19 protein-coding genes, 2 tRNA genes and 2 rRNA genes are annotated in these 21,668 nt (G+C 39.4%); 6 read left to right on the top strand and 17 right to left on the bottom strand.

Features of this window, described 5'->3' with window-relative positions; genetic code table 11:
* Window positions 1-284: 284 nt before the first annotated feature.
* Window positions 285-1,175 carry a hypothetical protein gene (locus MKX78_RS02610; protein WP_341049639.1) on the top strand — a complete coding sequence of 297 codons (891 nt, stop codon included), beginning with the start codon at window positions 285-287 and terminating at the stop codon, window positions 1,173-1,175.
* Window positions 1,176-1,619: 444 nt separating this feature from the next.
* On the opposite strand, the gene MKX78_RS02605 is transcribed toward MKX78_RS02610, so the two are convergent.
* A complete protein-coding gene (locus MKX78_RS02605; RefSeq protein WP_341049637.1) occupies window positions 1,620-2,249 on the bottom strand; it encodes a hypothetical protein in 630 nt (209 codons plus the stop codon).
* Between the two features lie 76 nt (window positions 2,250-2,325).
* Window positions 2,326-2,952: a hypothetical protein gene (locus MKX78_RS02600; protein ID WP_322910517.1), complete on the bottom strand. Its 627-nt coding sequence runs from the start codon at window positions 2,950-2,952 to the stop codon at window positions 2,326-2,328.
* Window positions 2,953-3,829: 877 nt separating this feature from the next.
* On the opposite strand from MKX78_RS02600, the gene MKX78_RS02595 reads away from it, so the two are divergent.
* Window positions 3,830-5,101 (top strand): hypothetical protein, encoded by a 1,272-nt coding sequence (locus MKX78_RS02595; RefSeq protein ID WP_341049635.1) that lies wholly within the window; start codon window positions 3,830-3,832, stop codon window positions 5,099-5,101.
* Window positions 5,102-5,275: 174 nt separating this feature from the next.
* On the opposite strand, the gene MKX78_RS02590 is transcribed toward MKX78_RS02595, so the two are convergent.
* Window positions 5,276-5,494 carry a hypothetical protein gene (locus MKX78_RS02590; RefSeq protein WP_341049633.1) on the bottom strand — a complete coding sequence of 73 codons (219 nt, stop codon included), beginning with the start codon at window positions 5,492-5,494 and terminating at the stop codon, window positions 5,276-5,278.
* 87 nt (window positions 5,495-5,581) lie between these two features.
* Complete coding sequence (locus tag MKX78_RS02585; RefSeq protein ID WP_341049631.1) at window positions 5,582-5,812, bottom strand: helix-turn-helix domain-containing protein; 231 nt, start codon at window positions 5,810-5,812, stop codon at window positions 5,582-5,584.
* 1,266 nt (window positions 5,813-7,078) lie between these two features.
* Between MKX78_RS02585 and MKX78_RS02580 the strand changes: the two genes are divergently transcribed.
* Window positions 7,079-7,366 carry a hotdog domain-containing protein gene (locus MKX78_RS02580; RefSeq protein ID WP_341049629.1) on the top strand — a complete coding sequence of 96 codons (288 nt, stop codon included), beginning with the start codon at window positions 7,079-7,081 and terminating at the stop codon, window positions 7,364-7,366.
* A gap of 339 nt (window positions 7,367-7,705) precedes the next feature.
* Here MKX78_RS02580 and groL read toward each other — a convergent pair whose 3' ends face one another.
* Together groL and groES are read right to left on the bottom strand one after the other, a co-directional pair.
* Window positions 7,706-9,334 (bottom strand): chaperonin GroEL, encoded by a 1,629-nt coding sequence (groL, locus tag MKX78_RS02575; protein WP_095370803.1) that lies wholly within the window; start codon window positions 9,332-9,334, stop codon window positions 7,706-7,708.
* A 60-nt stretch (window positions 9,335-9,394) separates the two neighbouring features.
* Window positions 9,395-9,679, bottom strand: coding sequence for a co-chaperone GroES (gene groES, locus MKX78_RS02570; protein ID WP_095370804.1), 285 nt, complete (start codon window positions 9,677-9,679; stop codon window positions 9,395-9,397).
* 266 nt (window positions 9,680-9,945) lie between these two features.
* On the opposite strand from groES, the gene MKX78_RS02565 reads away from it, so the two are divergent.
* Together MKX78_RS02565 and MKX78_RS02560 are read left to right on the top strand one after the other, a co-directional pair.
* Window positions 9,946-10,674 carry a CPBP family intramembrane glutamic endopeptidase gene (locus MKX78_RS02565; protein ID WP_341049627.1) on the top strand — a complete coding sequence of 243 codons (729 nt, stop codon included), beginning with the start codon at window positions 9,946-9,948 and terminating at the stop codon, window positions 10,672-10,674.
* 6 nt (window positions 10,675-10,680) lie between these two features.
* Window positions 10,681-10,884: a DUF4305 domain-containing protein gene (locus MKX78_RS02560; protein ID WP_095370806.1), complete on the top strand. Its 204-nt coding sequence runs from the start codon at window positions 10,681-10,683 to the stop codon at window positions 10,882-10,884.
* 29 nt (window positions 10,885-10,913) lie between these two features.
* Here the strand turns inward: MKX78_RS02560 and MKX78_RS02555 are convergent, their stop codons facing one another.
* Together MKX78_RS02555 and moaC are read right to left on the bottom strand one after the other, a co-directional pair.
* Window positions 10,914-11,552, bottom strand: a complete 639-nt coding sequence (locus tag MKX78_RS02555) for a redox-sensing transcriptional repressor Rex (protein WP_095370807.1) — start codon at window positions 11,550-11,552, stop codon at window positions 10,914-10,916.
* A 23-nt stretch (window positions 11,553-11,575) separates the two neighbouring features.
* Window positions 11,576-12,058 (bottom strand): cyclic pyranopterin monophosphate synthase MoaC, encoded by a 483-nt coding sequence (gene moaC / locus MKX78_RS02550; protein ID WP_095370808.1) that lies wholly within the window; start codon window positions 12,056-12,058, stop codon window positions 11,576-11,578.
* A 143-nt stretch (window positions 12,059-12,201) separates the two neighbouring features.
* On the opposite strand from moaC, the gene MKX78_RS02545 reads away from it, so the two are divergent.
* Complete coding sequence (locus MKX78_RS02545) at window positions 12,202-14,127, top strand: ABC-F family ATP-binding cassette domain-containing protein (protein ID WP_341049625.1); 1,926 nt, start codon at window positions 12,202-12,204, stop codon at window positions 14,125-14,127.
* A gap of 286 nt (window positions 14,128-14,413) precedes the next feature.
* Here MKX78_RS02545 and tsaD read toward each other — a convergent pair whose 3' ends face one another.
* The 9 genes from tsaD to MKX78_RS02500 form a co-directional block, all read right to left on the bottom strand.
* Complete coding sequence (gene tsaD, locus MKX78_RS02540; RefSeq protein WP_095370810.1) at window positions 14,414-15,436, bottom strand: tRNA (adenosine(37)-N6)-threonylcarbamoyltransferase complex transferase subunit TsaD; 1,023 nt, start codon at window positions 15,434-15,436, stop codon at window positions 14,414-14,416.
* Window positions 15,433-15,885, bottom strand: a complete 453-nt coding sequence (gene rimI / locus MKX78_RS02535) for a ribosomal protein S18-alanine N-acetyltransferase (RefSeq protein ID WP_095370811.1) — start codon at window positions 15,883-15,885, stop codon at window positions 15,433-15,435. Before rimI ends, tsaD begins: the two co-directional genes overlap by 4 nt.
* Window positions 15,882-16,589, bottom strand: a complete 708-nt coding sequence (gene tsaB / locus MKX78_RS02530) for a tRNA (adenosine(37)-N6)-threonylcarbamoyltransferase complex dimerization subunit type 1 TsaB (RefSeq protein ID WP_341049622.1) — start codon at window positions 16,587-16,589, stop codon at window positions 15,882-15,884. The genes rimI and tsaB overlap by 4 nt, the downstream gene beginning before the upstream one ends.
* Window positions 16,586-17,041 (bottom strand): tRNA (adenosine(37)-N6)-threonylcarbamoyltransferase complex ATPase subunit type 1 TsaE, encoded by a 456-nt coding sequence (gene tsaE, locus MKX78_RS02525; RefSeq protein ID WP_322910582.1) that lies wholly within the window; start codon window positions 17,039-17,041, stop codon window positions 16,586-16,588. Before tsaE ends, tsaB begins: the two co-directional genes overlap by 4 nt.
* A 30-nt stretch (window positions 17,042-17,071) precedes the next feature.
* Window positions 17,072-17,692 (bottom strand): hypothetical protein, encoded by a 621-nt coding sequence (locus MKX78_RS02520; protein WP_341049620.1) that lies wholly within the window; start codon window positions 17,690-17,692, stop codon window positions 17,072-17,074.
* 405 nt (window positions 17,693-18,097) lie between these two features.
* Window positions 18,098-18,174, bottom strand: a tRNA-Asp gene (locus tag MKX78_RS02515).
* Between the two features lie 3 nt (window positions 18,175-18,177).
* A tRNA-Met gene (locus MKX78_RS02510) sits at window positions 18,178-18,251 on the bottom strand.
* Window positions 18,252-18,277: 26 nt separating this feature from the next.
* A 5S ribosomal RNA gene (gene rrf, locus MKX78_RS02505) occupies window positions 18,278-18,394 on the bottom strand.
* Window positions 18,395-18,624: 230 nt separating this feature from the next.
* A 23S ribosomal RNA gene (locus MKX78_RS02500) occupies window positions 18,625-21,557 on the bottom strand.
* Window positions 21,558-21,668: the final 111 nt, after the last annotated feature.

Genomic DNA, 21,668 nt, shown 5'->3' with positions numbered 1-21,668 from the left:
TGGAAGCTTATCGAAATATCAAACATAATCTCGAGGGTAAAAGAAAATCCTAGGAATATCAAAACCATTAAAAAAGGAGCAATATATTGCTTTAAGGAGGGAATAAAATTAAAAAGATTGAAAGACTACAAAATACTCACATATAAACTATTATAAGTACAGTAAATTAAGTTCTACATATTATAAAAACTTTTAATTTGGAATAATATTCAAATATTTATTGACAGATCCATAGTTGGAATATATAGTTCTATATGTAATTAAATACCAAAAGAGGGATTTCTATGAAATTAATATTACCTAAATTCTTATTTTTATCCGCTTTAATTCTTTTCCTTTCAACCGTTTCAGAACCACTTCTATCTTACGCCGATACCAACCCATCAAGAAATTTTGAAGATGATTTTTTCTCTAATAAGGGAACGCTTGAAAATATAACATTTGAAGATTTAGATAAGTTAAGTGATAATGAACTTGAAGATTTAGGACTGTATACAGGAGAAGGTTCAGAAGAATTTAATGAAGAGATTTTAAATGATGATTTTGATTTTGAAGCAGCTGTTGATGAATTAGATATATCCAAAATGGACGCGAATGAAAAAGACAAATTCTTAGTACTCGCTAAAGAAACAGCAGCCATTTCTGGAACAGAAGAAGTAGAACTATTAGAAGAGGCACTAATAGGTCTCTTTGATGGAAATTCTGAAACATTTAATGATTTAGAAGCGACTCAAATCCAGTTAGAAGAGAATTATGCAGAAGTATTAGAAGGTGAAGAAATTGCTTTTGTCTCTACAGTGAAAAATGTCCTTTTTGGTGCAGATACTGTTTATGCAGCAAAAAAGAAAAAAGGAAAAGTTGCTGTTGGTATATATGTTGCAGGGGCAGCCTTTAACTTAGCAATAGCTGGGGTAGTTGGCGGAGGTATATCAGCACTTAAAAATTACATTAAAAAGAAGGGTATGAAGAAAGCTAAAGAAGGGCTTTCTAGAGTTGCTACAGCCCAGGCTAAAAAACTTAAGATTAAATCAATAAGAGGAGTTGCTATTGCAACAGTAATCGGTTCTGCTATTGGATTTGCATTAAACTATGGCGATCCTGGGACAGCAATAGCTAGATTTATCGATGGAAGAGATTGGTATAAAAATAACGGATGGATTGATATAACAAAATGAGATATTTAGGGTATTTAATTTACTTTATTATTGCAACCATAGTATTTTACTATCTAAGTAGATTTGTAGAAAACCAAGACAGTGGTTCAATAGGACTTATTTTAGGTAATTTCCTGCGAGGTATTATTATTGTCGTAACAGGATATTTAGTTGTAATTGGATTACAAAGAAAACAAAAATAAATATTACTACTTCAGAAGCCTCCTAGAGATTAAAAAGGATGCTTCTGTGTTTTAACAAAGACGATTTAATTTAAATTTAAAACTGCCCCCTAAAACCTTATCTTCCACATTAACAAAAGCCCTTCTCAATAGCACCGAATATATTTAATCCTAGTTTACCTGTGGAAATAAATTATACCTTGTAAAATAAAAAGAGGTCTCCAAGCTGTTTGTACAACGCCCGATAACCTCTAATTATTTATTCAATTTTCCCTACTTTAAGTTACTGTAAATTAAAGAAAACCTGTCCGCCTAACATTTCTTCATAGCGAAGTTGCGCATTTTCTCCTGTTTTCACTAAACCAGATATATAACCTTCTTTTTCGTTCCCCACATACATCTCGAAGCTAAAATCCGGTTCCGTTGTTCCATAAACATCCCCACTATAAATATCTCCGCTCTCACTTACCATTTCAAAGTTCATGATCCCATCAATATAGAAGGATAAGTCTTCTGTTTCAGATTCAACAAATTTCACTTTGGTTTCGGCTAATACCCATTCATATCCTTCTGGAGCCGCTTCATTGTACTCATTCATAGATTTTAATTTTTGGTAGGCTTCATCCCCGCGAATAACACCTTTTACTGTTAAATCAAATTTAATTGCGTACGTATTACCTTCATCATCATACAACTCATCATCTACTGTAGCCGTTTTCTGGAAAGGTACAGGATTTGTTCGTGAACCAAGTTTTGATTTTGGCTCTTCTTCTTTCTCTACTTCTTCTGGTTGTGCAGTTTCACCTTGTTGATTCTCTTCGTTCACTTCTGTACCTTTTGTATCCTGCCCACAGGCCGCGAGAAAAACGACCATTATTAATCCTAAAATAAGTAGTCTGAAACTGTTGTTCAAATTTCTTCCTCCTCTTGAATGAAAAACACCCTATTCCATAAAACATAAAAAACGAAACTGACTTAAGGCCAGGGTTCTACTCTGTTCCTTCTTCTGTTTCTCCCATTTCTTCTAAAGCATCAGGATAAATAACTTCATCGAAAACCTCTTCTGTTACTTCATCTTTCACAGATACCGTTACCTTATAATCTTCTGGATTCGCTCCATTAAACATTTGATACATAGAACCTTGTAAACCTAAACCAAATATAGCAAATCCATCCATGCTATTTTCATAAGATTCTTTATCTACCAATAAAGTAAACTCTGTGAATGATTTATTATGAGTAACATCCTTGATTGAGACATAATCTTCGCTACTTTTCATTTCTTCTATTGAATCTGTGATAGATGTTCCCATTTCTGTCATCATTTTTTTATGTTCAGATTTAGGCATTTTATAAGTGAGAGATCCATCTTCATTTTTTGTGACTTCACTTACTCCTTCTTTTTTAGCTTCAGCAATAACTGTGTCTATATCTTCTCCTTCAAAAAAAGAAGCTGGTAGTGTTAATTCCACATTTAAGAGACCTTTATCGACGTTTACTGCTCCTTCTTTTTCTTCTTGCTTTTGATCTGTTGATTTTTCACCTTCTGCTGATTCATTCGAACAGGCAACAAGGAAAATCACCAATAGTACAAGTAAACAGCTTAATTTTTTCATAAATGTTTCCCCCTATCTCTCTCTAATAACTAATGCAATAATGCTTTTCTATTATACTAATATCCACTTTTAGAACATCCATGTATTTATTGGCATTTTTGCACTCAATTTATTATTTTGTACATATTAAGCCGCATATTCAGAAGCCTTTATATTACTTATCGGCATATCATTAATAAAATTTACAGTTTTTACATTATTCTATAAAAACAACTCTTATGATAAAGACACTCACTCATCTTTTTAGGTATATGTATTGCTCAATTCATGTCGAGATTATTTTTTTGCACTTTAACCAATTGGACGATTATAAAAAAAATCCGATTTCACCTTACCGGATTGCTGAAGAAAAATGTTGGAGTAAAAAGAAGAACTTGTTCTGATGCTACAAAAATGCTTAATAAACTTAGGAGGATTATTGAGGCTATAAGAAATACTGACAAGTTGATCAACAAGAAATGAAAAAGAGCCTCCTAAAAGCCCAGTGAACCTTTGAAGAGCCTTAATCCTTATTGTTAGCATGCAATCGTATCATACTTACGAAACCTTATTTATCAAGTTTGAGGGCAGATTAAATCATTTCACCTGTGCGTTATCGTTTAATAAAATATTATATTTCACTGCATTTGATTTTTAATACAATTTAAACTTTATATTTACTTCCTTTGATATGTTAAAAGTAGTAAAAAATGGTCATTTATTTAAATCTCGCTTCCAACCTCCGTTCATACCTTAAACAGTACAACATTTTAAGTACAGTCTATTCTACTTTTACCTAACGAGAATGATATGAAAACTTTGTACCTATATCGTGATATTAGCACAAACAGATTATCTTTTTGATTATATCTTATAGTATTAACCTATATAGTAAGGGGTGATCTCAATATTATCTAAAAAAAGGAGATGTCACCAGCAAAATAAAAGATATAAACCATGTCAAAAAACATGTTGTCAACCAATTATAATCAAAGGAACGACCGGCGCTACTGGGCCAACTGGTGTAACTGGTTCTACCGGACTTGGGATTACTGGTCCTACCGGAGTTACTGGCGTTACTGGTATCACTGGATCTACTGGACTTGGCATTACGGGCGCTACTGGCGTTACGGGAACTACTGGTATCACTGGGGCTACTGGACTTGGCATTACGGGCGCTACCGGAGTCACAGGAACTACTGGTATCACTGGGGCTACTGGACTTGGCATTACGGGCGCTACCGGAGTCACGGGAATTACTGGTATCACTGGGGCTACTGGACTTGGCATTACGGGCGCTACCGGAGTCACGGGAATTACTGGTATCACTGGGGCTACTGGACTTGGCATTACGGGCGCTACCGGAGTCACGGGAATTACTGGTATCACTGGGCCTACTGGACTTGGCATTACGGGCGCTACCGGAGTCACGGGAATTACTGGTATCACTGGGGCTACTGGACTTGGCATTACGGGCGCTACCGGAGTCACGGGAATTACTGGTATCACTGGGGCTACTGGACTTGGCATTACGGGTGCTACCGGAGTCACGGGAATTACTGGTATCACTGGGGCTACTGGACTTGGCATTACGGGTGCTACCGGAGTCACGGGAATTACTGGTATCACTGGGGCTACTGGACTTGGCATTACGGGCGCTACCGGAGTTACTGGCACTACTGGTTTAGGGGCTACTGGTACCACTGGAGCCACTGGGCCTGAAGGACCACCAGGACCAATTGATCCTGGGCTAGTTTTTCAATTTGTATATGAAGCGCTTAGACAGACAATCGCATACGGTACATTATATGGTACTTCACCATTGTCTCTATCAAATATTGATCAACTAGTTACTTTTGATACAACACGAGCTCAGTATAATACTGGTAGTAGTACTGATACGATATTCGCTAATGTGTTTGGTGCTTATGAAGCAACAGCAAATGTAGTCTCGCAAGGAACCGGATCAGCAACTTTACAATTATCTGTTAACGGTAGTATTGTACCAGGCTCCACAATAGTCTTAGGTCCAGACAGTCCAACAGGAAGTACTACAATACAAATTGAGCCGTTAGACAATATATCTTTGGTTGTTACTGAGTTAACAGGTGATATTAGTATAACTGATCGCAACTTGAACATTGTTCGCCTTGGTCCTCCTTTCTTTTAATATAGTTGACTTAGATAATAATAAATTAAGACCACCTTTTTAAAAGTTGGTCTTAATTACTTTTAATAACTTGCTTAGGACAAATAACTAACTTGTACTACCAATCAGTTAATGTGGAGTGTTTTTTCAAGACATAATAAAGCACTTAAACCCTTTTTTCCAATGTTAAGTGCTTCAATCAATTATTTCAATACTTTTCACTTCTGTTTCATCAAAATTGATGTAGTTACCTTTTAAATCTCCTTGGATTGGAACAATCGTTAATTCTTCCACGTTCTTTTCACTATCTCCAGGAGAAGTCCAATGGTCAACAATACCTATCAAGATACTATCATCATCAAAAATAACTTTAACTTTTACCTTTGAATCTAATAAAGGGATATTCGCAAACATATTACCCACCCTTCTATATTGGTGTTTTATGGTGTGTTTTTATAAAATTCGCCTGTCTTTCTCCTAAAATTAAAGGAAAGCATGCAATTATTTTTTTGATACTTTCTTCATATCCATTTCTTCTTTTCGTTTTAGTACATCTTGTTTTAGAAACAATCGATCTCTCTCCAGTTCTTTAATTGGAACCAACTTTCCATTATCAACGATTCTTTTAATATTTTGTCTTGAACAATCAAGAATTTCTGCTGCTTCGATGGTGCTAATTACTTCTTTATTTAAGAAATCTTTTAACTCTTCAACAGACTTAATACTAATCATTTGTTCACCTCTTATTGTTCTTCGAAGTAAGAACTAATGTATATAGAGAAATACCTAGAGCAACTAATGAAATAATCAACGCGGTGGTTAACATGTTTTGTTCCTCCGTCCAATAATATTTTTAGCATTTGTGTTTTTACTTATTTATATTTGAGGTAGGAGCTCAAGGAGTCGGATACTACTCCTTAGGAGTGGTATTTAACCTCTCTATTCTCATTATATTTCAAAGACTTGTTTCTTTTACTGGTATTACGACAAAGCAAACGTTACAACTCGTCATCTTATTTAATTAACTATCTGTATATCTTCTGTTTACTTGAAACCTTTTTATAAATACAATCGTAACTATTTATAAAGAGGTGATAAAAAATGAATCCACCAGACAAAAAATGTGCTCAATGTGAAGGAACATCATTTGCCCAAGGAAATGACTACATAAATATCCGACCATTAGATAAAAAGTATACAATTGGTTCTGAAAAAATTTATACTTTCTGCTTAGATTGCGGGGAGGTACTATCAATTAAGATTTCGAATCCAAGTAAATTTAAAGCAAGGGTTTTTTAGCACCTTAAATGGTGCTTTTTATACGACGTTTCCTACTTTACTGTATCAGACTATCAATAGCGATTTCATACATCCTCTTCCCCCTTCTAATCAACTTATTTACCTTACGTCAGCTTGATAGTAAAAGATAATTATTTTTCAAAATAAACAAAAATTATTTAAACAACGCAAGTTTTTTCTGTTAATATATTTACAGATTAATAGAAATGGAGGTGGTACAATGAAATATGGTTTGTGAGAGCTGGGTTAGTTTCCATACTTGCCTTATCAATTGTTTCTCCTGCTTCTGCTGCGGGTGAAGTAAAACCACAAGAATGCACTAAATGGTATTGTCATATTCCATGGTAATTCTGTACCTCATTTGACTGAATAAGGCTAGAAAGTCCGTTGTTAAATGCAGCTCCTGTGCCTTATTCTCCTAATCTTCCACTTTCTTCTTCAGGTAACACTCCTATCATTTATAACGTGCTAAGAGTTCAATTACTTCCTATAACTAATTACCTTTTTTATACTTAAAGAAAGTATCTTAAGCAGTTGCATAAGTACTTAAGGTTAATAATTTAAAAATAATGAAACTGAAATTCATGAAAATTATTATCAAGAAATACTTAAACATGTCAAAGAAGATTCTTATGCTAAATCACTAGGGATAGAATTGGTAACATTCAAAGAGAAGCGCAATTTTTAGTAGAAGAACATATGATTAATGCTTATAAAACTGTACATGGTGCCATTATTTATGCACTAGCTGACCATGCCTTTTCAGTTGCATGTAATTCACCTGGTAGAACTTCTATGGGAGTTTCTACCACAATTCAATTTATGAAGTCTGCATTACCAGGTGATAAACTTATAGCGAAAGCAACTGAACTTAACAAAAGTTTTAGACAGGGATTCTATCGTGTGGAACTCTTCCATAACGAAAAGCTTATAGCTTCAATGGGAGCAGTCTCTCATAGAACTAGTAAATATTTTATTGAACTATAATAGATTACATAAAACTGGCTTTACTTCAAACTATTATAGTAAGGTTCTTTTTACTAAATATTAGGTAATGAAAATAAGTACGAAACATTTTTCTTATCGATCGGGAAATTGACAAATTGTCTTATAACTATTATACGAAAAGGGTCATAACAAAAAAACAACATTGAAATTAAACACATATTTGAAAAGAAATGTAAATGAGAAGATAAGCAACTACTTTAGTGTGGTTTTAAATAACTTATAAATGCAATAAGTGTGACTGAAAAGTGATTTTATAAAAAAAGAAGGCTGAATAAACAGCCTCCTTCCTTTGATATATAAGGGTCTATATGATGTTTATTACATCATGCCGCCCATTCCACCCATACCGCCCATGTCAGGCATTGCAGGTGCGTTTTCTTCTGGTTTGTCAGCTACGACTGCTTCTGTTGTTAGGAACATGGCAGCAACTGAACCAGCGTTTTGTAGAGCTGAACGTGTTACTTTGGCAGGGTCAACGATACCAGCGTCGATCATGTTTACCCATTCGCCTGTTGCAGCGTTGAAGCCAGTGCCTACTTCTTCGCGTTTTAGGCGATCTACGATGATAGATCCTTCTAAACCTGCGTTGTGAGCGATTGTGCGTACTGGCTCTTCCATTGCACGTAGAACGATGTTGATACCTGTTTGAACATCGCCTTCTTCTTCTAATGCAGCAACTTTGTTGTATACGTTAAGAAGGGCAACACCACCACCAGATACCATACCTTCTTCTACAGCTGCGCGTGTAGAGTTTAGGGCATCTTCAATGCGTAGTTTACGTTCTTTAAGTTCTGTTTCTGTAGCCGCTCCAACTTTTACGACTGCTACGCCACCAGCTAGTTTAGCAAGGCGTTCTTGTAATTTTTCACGGTCGAATTCAGAAGTTGTTTCGTCCATTTGTTTACGGATTTGGTTTACGCGGCCTGCGATTTGGTCGCTTGCACCAGCACCTTCAACGATTGTTGTGTTTTCTTTTGTTACAACGACTTTAGAAGCGCGTCCTAGAGAGTCGATTGTAGCAGATTTAAGGTCACGACCTAGCTCTTCAGTGATTACTTCACCGCCAGTTAGGATAGCGATATCTTCAAGCATTGCTTTACGACGGTCACCGAATCCAGGCGCTTTAACAGCTACTGCATTGAATGTTCCACGTAATTTGTTCACTACTAATGTAGATAATGCTTCGCCTTCTACATCTTCAGCGATAAGAAGTAATGGTTTACCTTGTTGTACTACTTGCTCAAGTACTGGTAATACTTCTTGAATGCTTGCGATTTTTTTGTCAGTGATTAAGATGTAAGGATCATCTAATACTGCTTCCATTTTATCTGTATCTGTTACCATGTAAGCTGAGCTGTATCCACGGTCGAATTGCATACCTTCAACGATATCCATTTCTGTTGTGAATCCTTTAGATTCTTCGATTGTGATAACACCGTCGTTACCTACACGTTCCATAGCTTCAGCGATTAATTGTCCAACTTCTTCGTCAGCAGCAGAGATGGATGCTACTTGCGCAATAGACTCTTTGCCTTCGATTGGTTTAGAGATCGCTTGTAGCTCTTCAACTGCTGTAGCAACCGCTTTTTCGATCCCTTTACGGATACCCATTGGGTTTGCACCAGCTGTTACGTTTTTCAAACCTTCGCGGATCATTGCTTGCGCTAGAACCGTTGCAGTTGTTGTACCGTCACCAGCTACGTCGTTTGTTTTACTTGCTACTTCAGCAACTAGTTTCGCACCCATGTTTTCGAATGCATCTTCTAGTTCGATTTCTTTAGCAATTGTTACACCATCATTTGTAATTAATGGAGAACCGAATTTCTTCTCAAGAACCACGTTACGTCCTTTAGGTCCAAGAGTTACTTTTACTGCATCTGCAAGTGTATCCACACCACGAAGCATCGCGCGGCGAGCGTCTTCACTAAATTTAATATCTTTAGCCATTATTAAGTACCTCCTCTAATAGTTAAAAATCTTTATAATAAGTATATAGCTGTTTTTTTATTAACCGATCACAGCAAGAATGTCATTTTCACGTAAAATTAAGTATTCTGTACCTTCGTATTTCACTTCTGTTCCTGCATATTTTGAGAAGATAATAAGGTCGCCTTCTGCAACTTCTAATGCTACACGTTCACCATTTTCTAGTACACGTCCAGTACCAACTGCTACGACTTTACCTTCTTGAGGCTTTTCTTTCGCGCTATCTGGTAGTACGATACCGCTTGCAGTTTTTTCTTCCGTTTCAACAAGCTCGATAATAATTCGATCACCTAGTGGCTTCAACAAGTGAAACAACCTCCTCAATTCATTCAAAAATTATTTTATTAGCACTCGTTAGTCTTGAGTGCTAACACAATTATTATATTAATCAAAACTACTCTTTTTTGCAAGTAAGAACCTTGCAATTTTGCAAAAAAAAATGCGAACCTCTCCATTCTATACAACTTCTATTTGTTTTATGCACTTCATAAGGATGTACTATTTGAAACTAATAGTGTTTAACAGGTAAAATAAATATTAGTGTAACTTCTTTATGAATAGGAGACTAGCCATTGAAAAAAGAGTATTGGTTTATCATTATGATTTATATAGCCATGCAATTATCAGCCATCGTTGGCGTTCCTGCCATTCTTTTTCTAGGTAATATGTTAGGATACAGCTTTGATGAGGTTGCAAAAATTGCACCGCCACTCTGGATTGTCATTAGTTTTACAATTACCCTTCTCTTAACTTTGTGGTTTTTACGGAAAGAAAGCAAAGAGATGTCAATGAGGAATCAAGCACCATTATCGACTTCTTTCGGGTGGGCGATTGCAGGTATTCCGCTAGCATTTATTGCTCAGACCGTTGCAGCGAATATTGAATTAATGCTCGGCATTGATATGGGGTCAGATAATACGCAGCAAATTATGTCATTAATTGAAACGTCTGCTCTTGTGATTATCGTTGTTTCCATTATTGGGCCGATTTTAGAAGAGATCATTTTCAGGAAAATCATTTTTGGTTCCTTGCATAAACGATTGAACTTCTTTTTATCAGCACTGATTAGTTCATTAATTTTCTCCCTCGCCCATGGGGAAATTGAGCACTTAATTCTTTATGCAGCGATGGGCTTTACGTTCGCGTTTTTATATGTAAAAACCAATCGTATTCTCGTACCGATCATTGCTCATGTAGCGATGAATACCTTTGTCGTTGTGATTCAATTGAATATGGATAAGCTAGAAAAATATATGACAGACTTAGAAACGGTACAAATGATTTTTAGCAGATTAGGATGATGTTAGATGAGAACACCTTTGTTCACAGGGATTATCTCCCTTCTTTTTGGATTTGTATTTATTTATTTTGCAATTATTAACCTTCAAAACGGTGGAGGTTGGGGATTTTTAACGATCTTCATTTTGATTTTTGCCACTTTTGATATTGGTGGCGGGATTAAATTAATCGCTATGCATTATCGTATGAAAAAGAAAGAGGATAAAAAATAGAGCTGACTCCATGCGGGTCAGCTCCCTTTTTATGATGGATAGTGTTTTAAGAAGTATACTAATGATTGCAATTCGACCGCCAAATCAATATGATGGATGCGAATATGGGAAGGAACCGTTAACCGCGCTGGCGTAAAGTTCAAGATTCCCTTTACATGACTTTTAACGATTCGATCCGTAATTGGTTGTGCCGCATGAGACGGTACAGTCAAAATGACAACTTGAATATGGTGCTCATCAATCAACTTTTCTAGGTCATCTAAATGACGGACAGGTACCTCGCCTACAGACGTGCCAACCCTACTTTCTGAAACATCAAATGCCACTTCAATCTTTGTATTATTATTTTTTAAAAAATTATAATTTAAAAACGCTGTACCTAGATTCCCTACACCAATTAACGCTACCTTTGTCACTTCATCTTGATCGAGTGTCTTACGGAAAAATCCTAATAAGTAATTTACGTTATATCCGTAACCTTTTTTCCCTAAAGCACCGAAATAGGAGAAATCTCGTCGAATTGTTGCAGAATCTACTTTCACCGCTTCACTTAATTCTGCTGAAGAAACTCGCTGCTTTCCTGATGCGTGTAAATTTTTCAAAAAACGATAATACAAAGGCAATCGCTTAGCCGTTGCTTGAGGGATTTTCGTTGATTCATTGGACATAGGCTCCACTCCATTCCATTTACTTAAGCCCTTCTAAAATCACCGTTTTTACCACCGGTTTTCTCTACTAAATATGTTGGTCCTATTACCATGCCTTTATCTACTGCTTTGCACATATCATATACCGTTAAAGCGGTAGCTGTAGCAGCTGTCAACGCTTCCATTTCTACTCCGGTATGCCCATTTGTTTTCACTGTACAATCAATATGTAACACATACTGATCCTCTACCTCTTCCCAATTGAAAGATATATCAATACCGGTTAAGGCAAGTGGATGACACATCGGGATGATATCAGATGTCTTTTTCGCAGCCATAATACCTGCCACTTGAGCAACAGCCAGCACATCTCCCTTTTTCATTGTGCCATCAGTAATCTTCTGATAGATTTCTTGATTTAGCTCAATACTACTATGAGCAATTGCTGTACGGGCAGTTTGTGGTTTTTCACTCACATCCACCATCTTCGCTCTGCCTTCTTCATTAAAATGTGTAAATTCAGCCATTCATAACACCTCACATGAAAATGATACACTATTTTGATTCATCTGTGTAATGTAGTTTTTTATATATTCTATCCAAATAGTGACTTTATTGCCGAACCTCACCTGATTAAGGTACACTATCACTATAACAGAGGTGAAATATAATGATATTATTACAGGTTAATCAGCTTTCGAAAAGTTTTGTGGCTGATCCTATATTAATGAATATAAAGCTTGAAGTACAAACGAGAGACCGCATTGCATTAGTTGGACGTAATGGTGCGGGAAAATCAACTCTTTTAAAAATTATTGCTGGACATATGTCCTATGATTCCGGTGAAATTATTCAATCGAAAGAAACCAAAATCGGTTATCTTGCACAAAATACAGGACTAGAATCTGAGCTATCTATTTGGGACGAAATGCTTACCGTGTTTGATTATTTGCGCAAACAAGAGAAGGAACTGCGCTTACTAGAAACACAGATGGGCGATGCAACACTCATCGAAAACGGTGAAGCTTACGATAAAATTTTAAAAACCTATGATCAAATGCAAGTCAACTTTAAAGAACAAGGTGGCTATCAATACGAGGCAGACATTCGTTCTGTACTACATGGCCTTAATTTTCAATCGTTTAGCTATGATACAAAAATTTCTGCATTAAGCGGGGGGCAAAGGACGCGACTTGCACTTGCGAAATTATTGTTAACCAAACCTGATTTACTGATTTTAGATGAGCCGACCAACCATTTAGATATTGAAACATTGTCATGGCTAGAGCAGTATCTTAGTGGTTATGATGGTGCTATTTTAATTGTCTCACATGACCGCTATTTCTTAGATAAAGTCGTCAACCAGGTATATGAACTATCACGTAACCATATTAAAAAATACGTTGGTAACTACAGCAAATATCTTGACCAAAAAGCAGCGAATTATGAACGTGACTTGAAAATGTATGAAAAACAACAAGAAGAAATTGCGAAACTAGAAGACTTTGTTCAACGCAACCTTGCCCGTGCTTCGACAACAAAGCGTGCACAAAGCCGGCGCAAGCAGCTTGAGAAGATGGAGCGAATTGATCGTCCCCAAGGGGATGAGAAATCAGCGACATTCGGCTTTCAAATTGATCGTCAATCAGGCAATGATGTGCTAACCGCTGACTCTTTAGCAATTGGCTATCAAGAAGAAAAGATCAGTGATCACATTTCATTTCGCATGTCTCGAGGCGATTCCATTGCTTTAGTAGGTCCCAATGGTATTGGAAAGTCGACTTTATTGAAGACCCTTGTAGACAAGCTACCTGCTTTAGGTGGCACGTTTCAATATGGCTCAAATATCCGCATTGGCTATTACGACCAACAGCAAGCTGATTTGAGTTCAAATAAAACCGTATTAAACGAGCTCTGGGATGATTACCCCCTCATGCCTGAAAAAGATGTCCGTACCGTGTTAGGTAACTTCCTCTTCTCTGGAGATGATGTCTTGAAAATTGTCTCTACATTGAGTGGTGGAGAAAAAGCACGATTAGCACTCGCTAAGTTGATGTTGCAAAGAGCAAATGTCCTCATACTTGATGAGCCGACCAACCATTTAGACCTTGATAGTAAAGAAATTCTTGAAAATGCACTTATTGATTTTCCAGGTACGCTCCTCTTTGTCTCTCATGACCGCTATTTTATTAATAGGATCGCAACAAAGGTGATTGAGTTATCAACAAGTGGAGCAACGGAATTTTTAGGGGATTATGATTACTATGTGGATAAAAAGGCGGAAATTGAAGAAATAGAGCTTTTTGAATCAGCAGACCTGCCACAAGAAAGTATCACTAAACCAGAAAAGCAAAGTTATCAACAAGATAAAGAAGCGAAGAAACTAGAAAGACAACGAAAAAGAAGGCTAACAGAAATTGAACAATTAATCGAAGAGTTAGAAGCGCAAATTGAAACTTACGATGAACAACTCTGTGACCCTGAAATCTTCCAGGACCACGAGAAAGTCCTCGAGATTACAACTAAAAATGAGGCTATAAAAGCACAACTCGAGCGGTTACTTGAAGAATGGAGCGATTTGGGAGATTTAATGTAATTAAACGTAGCTGGGGATAATTTAATTATCCCCAGCTTTTCTTTCTACAAGTAAATTGTCCACATTTTTATTCACAGCACAAACGGATTAACAATAGGTGAAACAACACTTTTCCACATTATCCACAATTATTATGATACTTATCAACAAAAACTCTGAAAATTTTAATATTATCCACAATATGATATGCCACCAATACTATACTTGATATTGTGAATAACTTTGTGTCATCACTAAAAATAAAAAGACTAGTGAATAGATGATCATGATTCACTAGTCTTCATTATTATTGTTGAAACTGTATATCTAACCCTGGGTTTGCATTCATACTCATATCTGAGAACATCCCTTTTTCGAACATAATTGCCCCCACTGCAGCAATCATCGCTGCATTATCTGTGCATAAATGTAAAGGTGGAATGACTAAGTCTATCTCTTCCTTATTCTTAAAGGTCTCTGTTAATGCTTCACGAAGTCCTTTATTTGCTGCAACGCCACCTGCTAATAGTAGTTGTTTCACATCATATGCCTCTACTGCTTTTAAGGTCTTGGTCACTAATACCTCAATGACGCTTTCTTGAAAGCTCGCTGCTAAATCCTCTGGTAAGATGGTCTCTCCACGTTGTTCAGCATTATGCACTGTGTTGATAACGGCAGACTTCAATCCACTGAAACTAAAATCAAAGGAGCCTTCTTCTAGCCACGCACGAGGAAGCTTAATTGTCGCTTCTCCTTCATGGGCAAGGCGATCAATATGTGGCCCACCTGGATATGGCATATTTAGAACTCGCGCTACTTTATCATATGCTTCTCCAGCAGCATCATCACGTGTTTCACCAATAACTTCAAAATCACCATGTGCTTTCATATAAACGAGCTCTGTATGGCCCCCGGAAACGACTAATGCAAGCGCCGGGAAAGTCATTTCTTTAATTAAGCGATTGGCATAAATATGCCCTGCTATATGGTGCACCCCAATAAGTGGCTTTTGATGAGCAAAGGCAATCGCCTTCGCTGCATTTACACCGACAAGTAGGGCACCCACTAACCCTGGACCTTCTGTCACAGCAACTGCATCGATATCGTTCATCGTCATACTTGCTTTATTTAACGCTTCTTCTAACACAATGGTCATTTGTTCTACATGATGCCTTGAAGCGATTTCTGGTACAACCCCGCCAAACCTTTTATGACTTTCAATTTGAGAAGCGACAACATTAGCGATGATCTCTCTACCATTTTTAATGATGGCTACTGCTGTTTCATCACAGCTTGTTTCTATCCCTAATATATATTGATCTTTTTTCATTTTATATTCACCCACATTACTAAAGCATCTTCATGATTATCCGAATAATAATTTTTTCTAATTCCGCCTTCTTGAAAACCTAGCTTGCTATACAACCGTCTTGCTATCATGTTACTCACCCTTACTTCTAGGGTCATTTTAAGGGCACCCATTTCTTTTACAACATCCATCAGCTGGACCATTAACGCCTCGCCAAGTTTCTTCCCTCTATATCTGGGTAGTATCGCTACATTTGTTACATGGGCCTCGTCTGTAACCACCCATGCCCCACCGTATCCTATCAATTCTTCTCCGTCTTCTAATACAACGTAGACCGAGAATTGGTTCAATGTCATTTCATTATAAAAGGCCTCTCTACTCCAAGGTGAAGAAAAAGATGCCTGTTCTACTTTTAATACTTCATCAATATCATCTTCGTTCATTAACCGAAACGTTAATTTACTGGTCATTGGAGCTTGCTCCCTTTCGTAGCTTCAATCCATTTTGCCTCTGCCTCAGCAAGACGGATATAATTAGGGACAAAATTATGGATATCAACAGCTTCCTTATCTCTACCTAAAATGGCCAATTCAGAAGGACGAGGATTTTGTTCAGTTACACGTGCAAAATATGCCCGATCCCCTAAGTCTGCTTTAATTTGTTCCTTGTGTATGGATAAATCATTACCGACAAATAAAACCGGTTCTTCTCTATTTAATAAACGTTGCGTCCAATTAACGGTCAACGTTAGATGATCCGATGCTAGATCTAATAACCGACTCTCTTGAAATTGATATAAACCAGTATAAATCTGACCTCTTCTCGCATCAAATAACGGTGAAATGACACCGTTAAAATAACTACCTGCACTTGCTGCCAAAACAGCTAGACTCGATACGCCTGAAAGAGGTATATTCAACGTCCAAGCTAATGTTTTAGCTATGGTTACACCAATTCTTACCCCCGTATATGAACCGGGTCCTTCTGCGACAACAATCTTTTCTATATCTTGTGGCAACGTATCGCAATCCTTTAAAAGCATTTCTATCGCGGGCATTACACGAACTGAGTGATTCTTTTTGATATTCGTGATATATTCCCCTATAATTTTGTCGTCATCTACTAGAGCGATCCCTAGTGTATAATTTGACGTGTCTATAGCTAATATTTTCATTTTACTAACTCCTCACACAGCTTCACATAGCGTTTTCCTTTTGGATGGAGCGCTATTCTTCGTTCTTCATTTCCGGTATAATGGATTACAATTTTTAACCTTTCTTCTGGCAGTTGGTCTTCTATTAGATGAGCCCATTCCACGACGGTCACACCTTGCCCATGAAAATACTCATCAAACCCAAGATCTTCATCGCCATCCTCCACCCGGTAAACATCCATATGGTACAAAGGTAGACGACCATTATATTCCTTTATAATAGTGAATGTAGGACTATTCACATTTCGTTCAATACCAAGACCTAACGCAAGCCCTTTCGTAAATGTTGTTTTACCTGCCCCTAAATCACCTTCTAATAAAATGACATCACCTGCAGCTGCTTTTTCTCCTAGCCTCTTTGCAAATGCCATTGTTTCTTCCGTATTTTTTGTATTCCACTGGAATTGATCCATTTTATCACCTACATTTGGTCTTTCATTTATTTACAATAATAATGACACATATACATGTAGTTTACATGATTTTTTCATAGACATCAAAGAACACTTTGATTTGTCGGGCCAGTAACCTTTTGCGCGCATTCCTTGCTCTTTTTCTCTTTGTCTTGCGTGTATCTTCCTTATGCACGCAATTCCCGGCTCTTTTTCTCTTTCTTTTGCGCGTATCTTCCTGTTGCGCGCAATTCCGGGCTCTTTTTCTCTTTCTCTTGCGCGTATCTTCCTTTTACGCGCAATTCCCGGCTCTTTTTCTCTTTCTTTTGCGCGTATCTTCCTTTTACGCGCAATTCCTGGCTCTTTTTCTCTTTCTTTTGCGCGTATCTTCCTTTTACGCGCAATTCCTTGCTCTCTTTCTTTTTCTTTTGCGCATATCTTCCTTTTACGCGCAATTCCCAGCTCTCTTTCTTTTTCTTTTGCGCGTATCTTCCTTTTACGCGCAATTCCTTGCTCTTTTTCTCTTTCTCTTGCGCGTATCTCCCTTTTACGCGCAATTCCTTGCTCTCTTTCTTTTTCTTTTGCGCGTTTCTTCCTTTTGCGCGCAATTCCTTGCTCTCTTTCTTTTTCTTTTGCGCGTTTCTTCCGTTCCCGCCTAAAACTTTTCAACACTATCTTTTGCCTGTATCTACTATTTAACGGTTATTTCCGTAGAGGCAACTAAAAATAGTTGTTTTTAGAAATTACTTAACATATTTTTGGTTTACGCATCCTAATTTGCATTTGTTTTTTGACAAAAAGAAAACCCGCCTAATGGCGAGCTAAAGTGATAGTTTCTCTAGTAATATACAATATGATGGATAAACTGATCATTACAGCTATTGGGATAGATTAAACGTAAGGATTTTTGTAAATAATAATGCGTTATATCTCTATCAAGGACTTACAAATTAGTCATGATGTACTTTTTTACGAGGCACAAATCAATTCTACTTGAACCTATAGAACCTAAGTTTTCTACACAAAAAAAACGAAACAAGTTCCCTGTTTCGATACGTTTCACATATAAAATTAAACTGGCGGTCCGGACGGGACTCGAACCCGCGACCTCCTGCGTGACAGGCAGGCATTCTAACCAACTGAACTACCGGACCAGATTGCGGGGGCAGGATTTGAACCTGCGACCTTCGGGTTATGAGCCCGACGAGCTACCGAACTGCTCCACCCCGCGATAATATTATTTTATAAAAATCATATGCCCGGCAACGTCCTACTCTCACAAGGGGACAGCCCCTAACTACCATCGGCGCTGAGAAGCTTAACTTCCGTGTTCGGTATGGGAACGGGTGTGACCTTCTCGCTATCGCCACCGGACTATGAAATTGTAAGGGAATCGTTCCCTCAAAACTAGGTAATGTTGAAGAAGATATTTATTGAGTAATCGCCTATGCGTTGCTGATGCGACTACTTACGTAGTGCTGTCTAGCTGCGGCGCCTAGGTGCTCGAGGTCATAAGCCAAATTTGTCATGAGGTTAAAGAACAACCTCCTGTCAAATTCGTCTTATGCTTGTCGCACCTGGGCAAGGCGCCTCCGCATTTCGAATTGGTTAAGTCCTCGATCGATTAGTATTAGTCAGCTGCATGTGTCGCCACACTTCCACCTCTAACCTATCAACCTGATCATCTTTCAGGGATCTTACTAGCTTGCGCTATGGGAAATCTCATCTCGAGGGGGGCTTCATGCTTAGATGCTTTCAGCACTTATCCCTTCCGCACATAGCTACCCAGCGATGCCTTTGGCAAGACAACTGGTACACCAGCGGTGCGTCCATCCCGGTCCTCTCGTACTAAGGACAGCTCCTCTCAAATTTCCTGCGCCCACGACGGATAGGGACCGAACTGTCTCACGACGTTCTGAACCCAGCTCGCGTACCGCTTTAATGGGCGAACAGCCCAACCCTTGGGACCGACTACAGCCCCAGGATGCGATGAGCCGACATCGAGGTGCCAAACCTCCCCGTCGATGTGGACTCTTGGGGGAGATAAGCCTGTTATCCCCGGGGTAGCTTTTATCCGTTGAGCGATGGCCCTTCCATGCGGAACCACCGGATCACTAAGCCCGACTTTCGTCCCTGCTCGACTTGTAGGTCTCGCAGTCAAGCTCCCTTGTGCCTTTACACTCTACGAATGATTTCCAACCATTCTGAGGGAACCTTTGGGCGCCTCCGTTACTCTTTAGGAGGCGACCGCCCCAGTCAAACTGCCCACCTGACACTGTCTCCCATCCCGATAAGGGATGTGGGTTAGAATTTCAATACAGCCAGGGTAGTATCCCACCGACGCCTCCACCGAAGCTAGCGCTCCGGCTTCTAAGGCTCCTACCTATCCTGTACAAGCTGTACCAAAATTCAATATCAGGCTACAGTAAAGCTCCACGGGGTCTTTCCGTCCTGTCGCGGGTAACCTGCATCTTCACAGGTACTATAATTTCACCGAGTCTCTCGTTGAGACAGTGCCCAGATCGTTACGCCTTTCGTGCGGGTCGGAACTTACCCGACAAGGAATTTCGCTACCTTAGGACCGTTATAGTTACGGCCGCCGTTTACTGGGGCTTCGATTCAAAGCTTCGCGTGAGCTAACCTCTCCTCTTAACCTTCCAGCACCGGGCAGGCGTCAGCCCCTATACTTCGCCTTGCGGCTTCGCAGAGACCTGTGTTTTTGCTAAACAGTCGCCTGGGCCTATTCACTGCGGCTCATCAAGGCTTTAACACCCTAATGAGCACCCCTTCTCCCGAAGTTACGGGGTCATTTTGCCGAGTTCCTTAACGAGAGTTCTCTCGCTCACCTTAGGATTCTCTCCTCGCCTACCTGTGTCGGTTTGCGGTACGGGCACCTTATTCCTCGCTAGAGGCTTTTCTTGGCAGTGTGGAATCAAGAACTTCGGTACTAAATTTCCCTCGCTATCACAGCTCAAGGTATGTGACCATGGGATTTGCCTCATGGTCCCTCTAACTGCTTAGACGCACATCCAATAGTGCGCTTACCCTATCCTCCTGCGTCCCCCCATCACTCAAACAGAATACGGTGGTACAGGAATATCAACCTGTTGTCCATCGCCTACGCTTTTCAGCCTCGGCTTAGGTCCCGACTAACCCTGAGCGGACGAGCCTTCCTCAGGAAACCTTAGGCATTCGGTGGATGGGATTCTCACCCATCTTTCGCTACTCATACCGGCATTCTCACTTCTAAGCGCTCCACCAGTCCTTACGGTCTAGCTTCAACGCCCTTAGAACGCTCTCCTACCACTGAACATCAACGATGTTCAATCCACAGCTTCGGTGATACGTTTAGCCCCGGTACATTTTCGGCGCGGAGTCACTCGACCAGTGAGCTATTACGCACTCTTTAAATGGTGGCTGCTTCTAAGCCAACATCCTGGTTGTCTAAGCAACTCCACATCCTTTTCCACTTAACGTATACTTTGGGACCTTAGCTGGTGGTCTGGGCTGTTTCCCTCTTGACTACGGATCTTATCACTCGCAGTCTGACTCCCATGGATAAATCTTTGGCATTCGGAGTTTGTCTGAATTCGGTAACCCGATGAGGGCCCCTAGTCCAAACAGTGCTCTACCTCCAAGATTCTTACGCATGAGGCTAGCCCTAAAGCTATTTCGGAGAGAACCAGCTATCTCCAAGTTCGATTGGAATTTCTCCGCTACCCACACCTCATCCCCGCACTTTTCAACGTACGTGGGTTCGGGCCTCCATCCAGTGTTACCTGGACTTCACCCTGGACATGGGTAGATCACCTGGTTTCGGGTCTACGACCACATACTCATTCGCCCTATTCAGACTCGCTTTCGCTACGGCTCCGTCTGTCCAACTTAACCTCGCATGTAATCGTAACTCGCCGGTTCATTCTACAAAAGGCACGCTATCACCCATTAACGGGCTCTAACTACTTGTAGGCACACGGTTTCAGGATCTCTTTCACTCCCCTTCCGGGGTGCTTTTCACCTTTCCCTCACGGTACTGGTTCACTATCGGTCACTAGGGAGTATTTAGCCTTGGGAGATGGTCCTCCCTGCTTCCGACGGGATTTCTCGTGTCCCGCCGTACTCAGGATCCACTCTGGAGGGAACGAAGTTTCAACTACAGGGCTTTTACCTCCTATGGCGGGCCTTTCCAGACCTCTTCGTCTATCTCGTTCCTTTGTAACTCCGTATAGAATGTCCTACAACCCCAAGAGGCAAGCCTCTTGGTTTGGGCTAATCCCGTTTCGCTCGCCGCTACTCAGGGAATCGCGTTTGCTTTCTCTTCCTCCGGGTACTTAGATGTTTCAGTTCCCCGGGTCTGCCTTCCATACCCTATGTATTCAGGTATGGATCCTATCCCATAACGGATAGGGGGTTTCCCCATTCGGAAATCTCCGGATCAAAGCTTACTTACAGCTCCCCGAAGCATATCGGTGTTAGTCCCGTCCTTCATCGGCTCCTAGTGCCAAGGCATTCACCGTGCGCCCTTATTAACTTAACCATATGTTTGGGTTGCTTTCGCTTCCCTCACGGTTGTTTGTTTTAAAAAAAGTTTAGTATCTCTACTCTATTATATAGAGAGAAAAATAACTAAGGTGGCGATTACTCGGTA

It is taken from the genome of Cytobacillus sp. FSL R5-0569, from assembly GCF_038007265.1.
Classification (GTDB): domain Bacteria; phylum Bacillota; class Bacilli; order Bacillales; family Cytobacillaceae; genus Cytobacillus; species Cytobacillus kochii.
The sequence above is the reverse complement of the archived record's forward strand: the minus strand, read 5'-3'. Positions and strand labels throughout refer to the sequence as shown.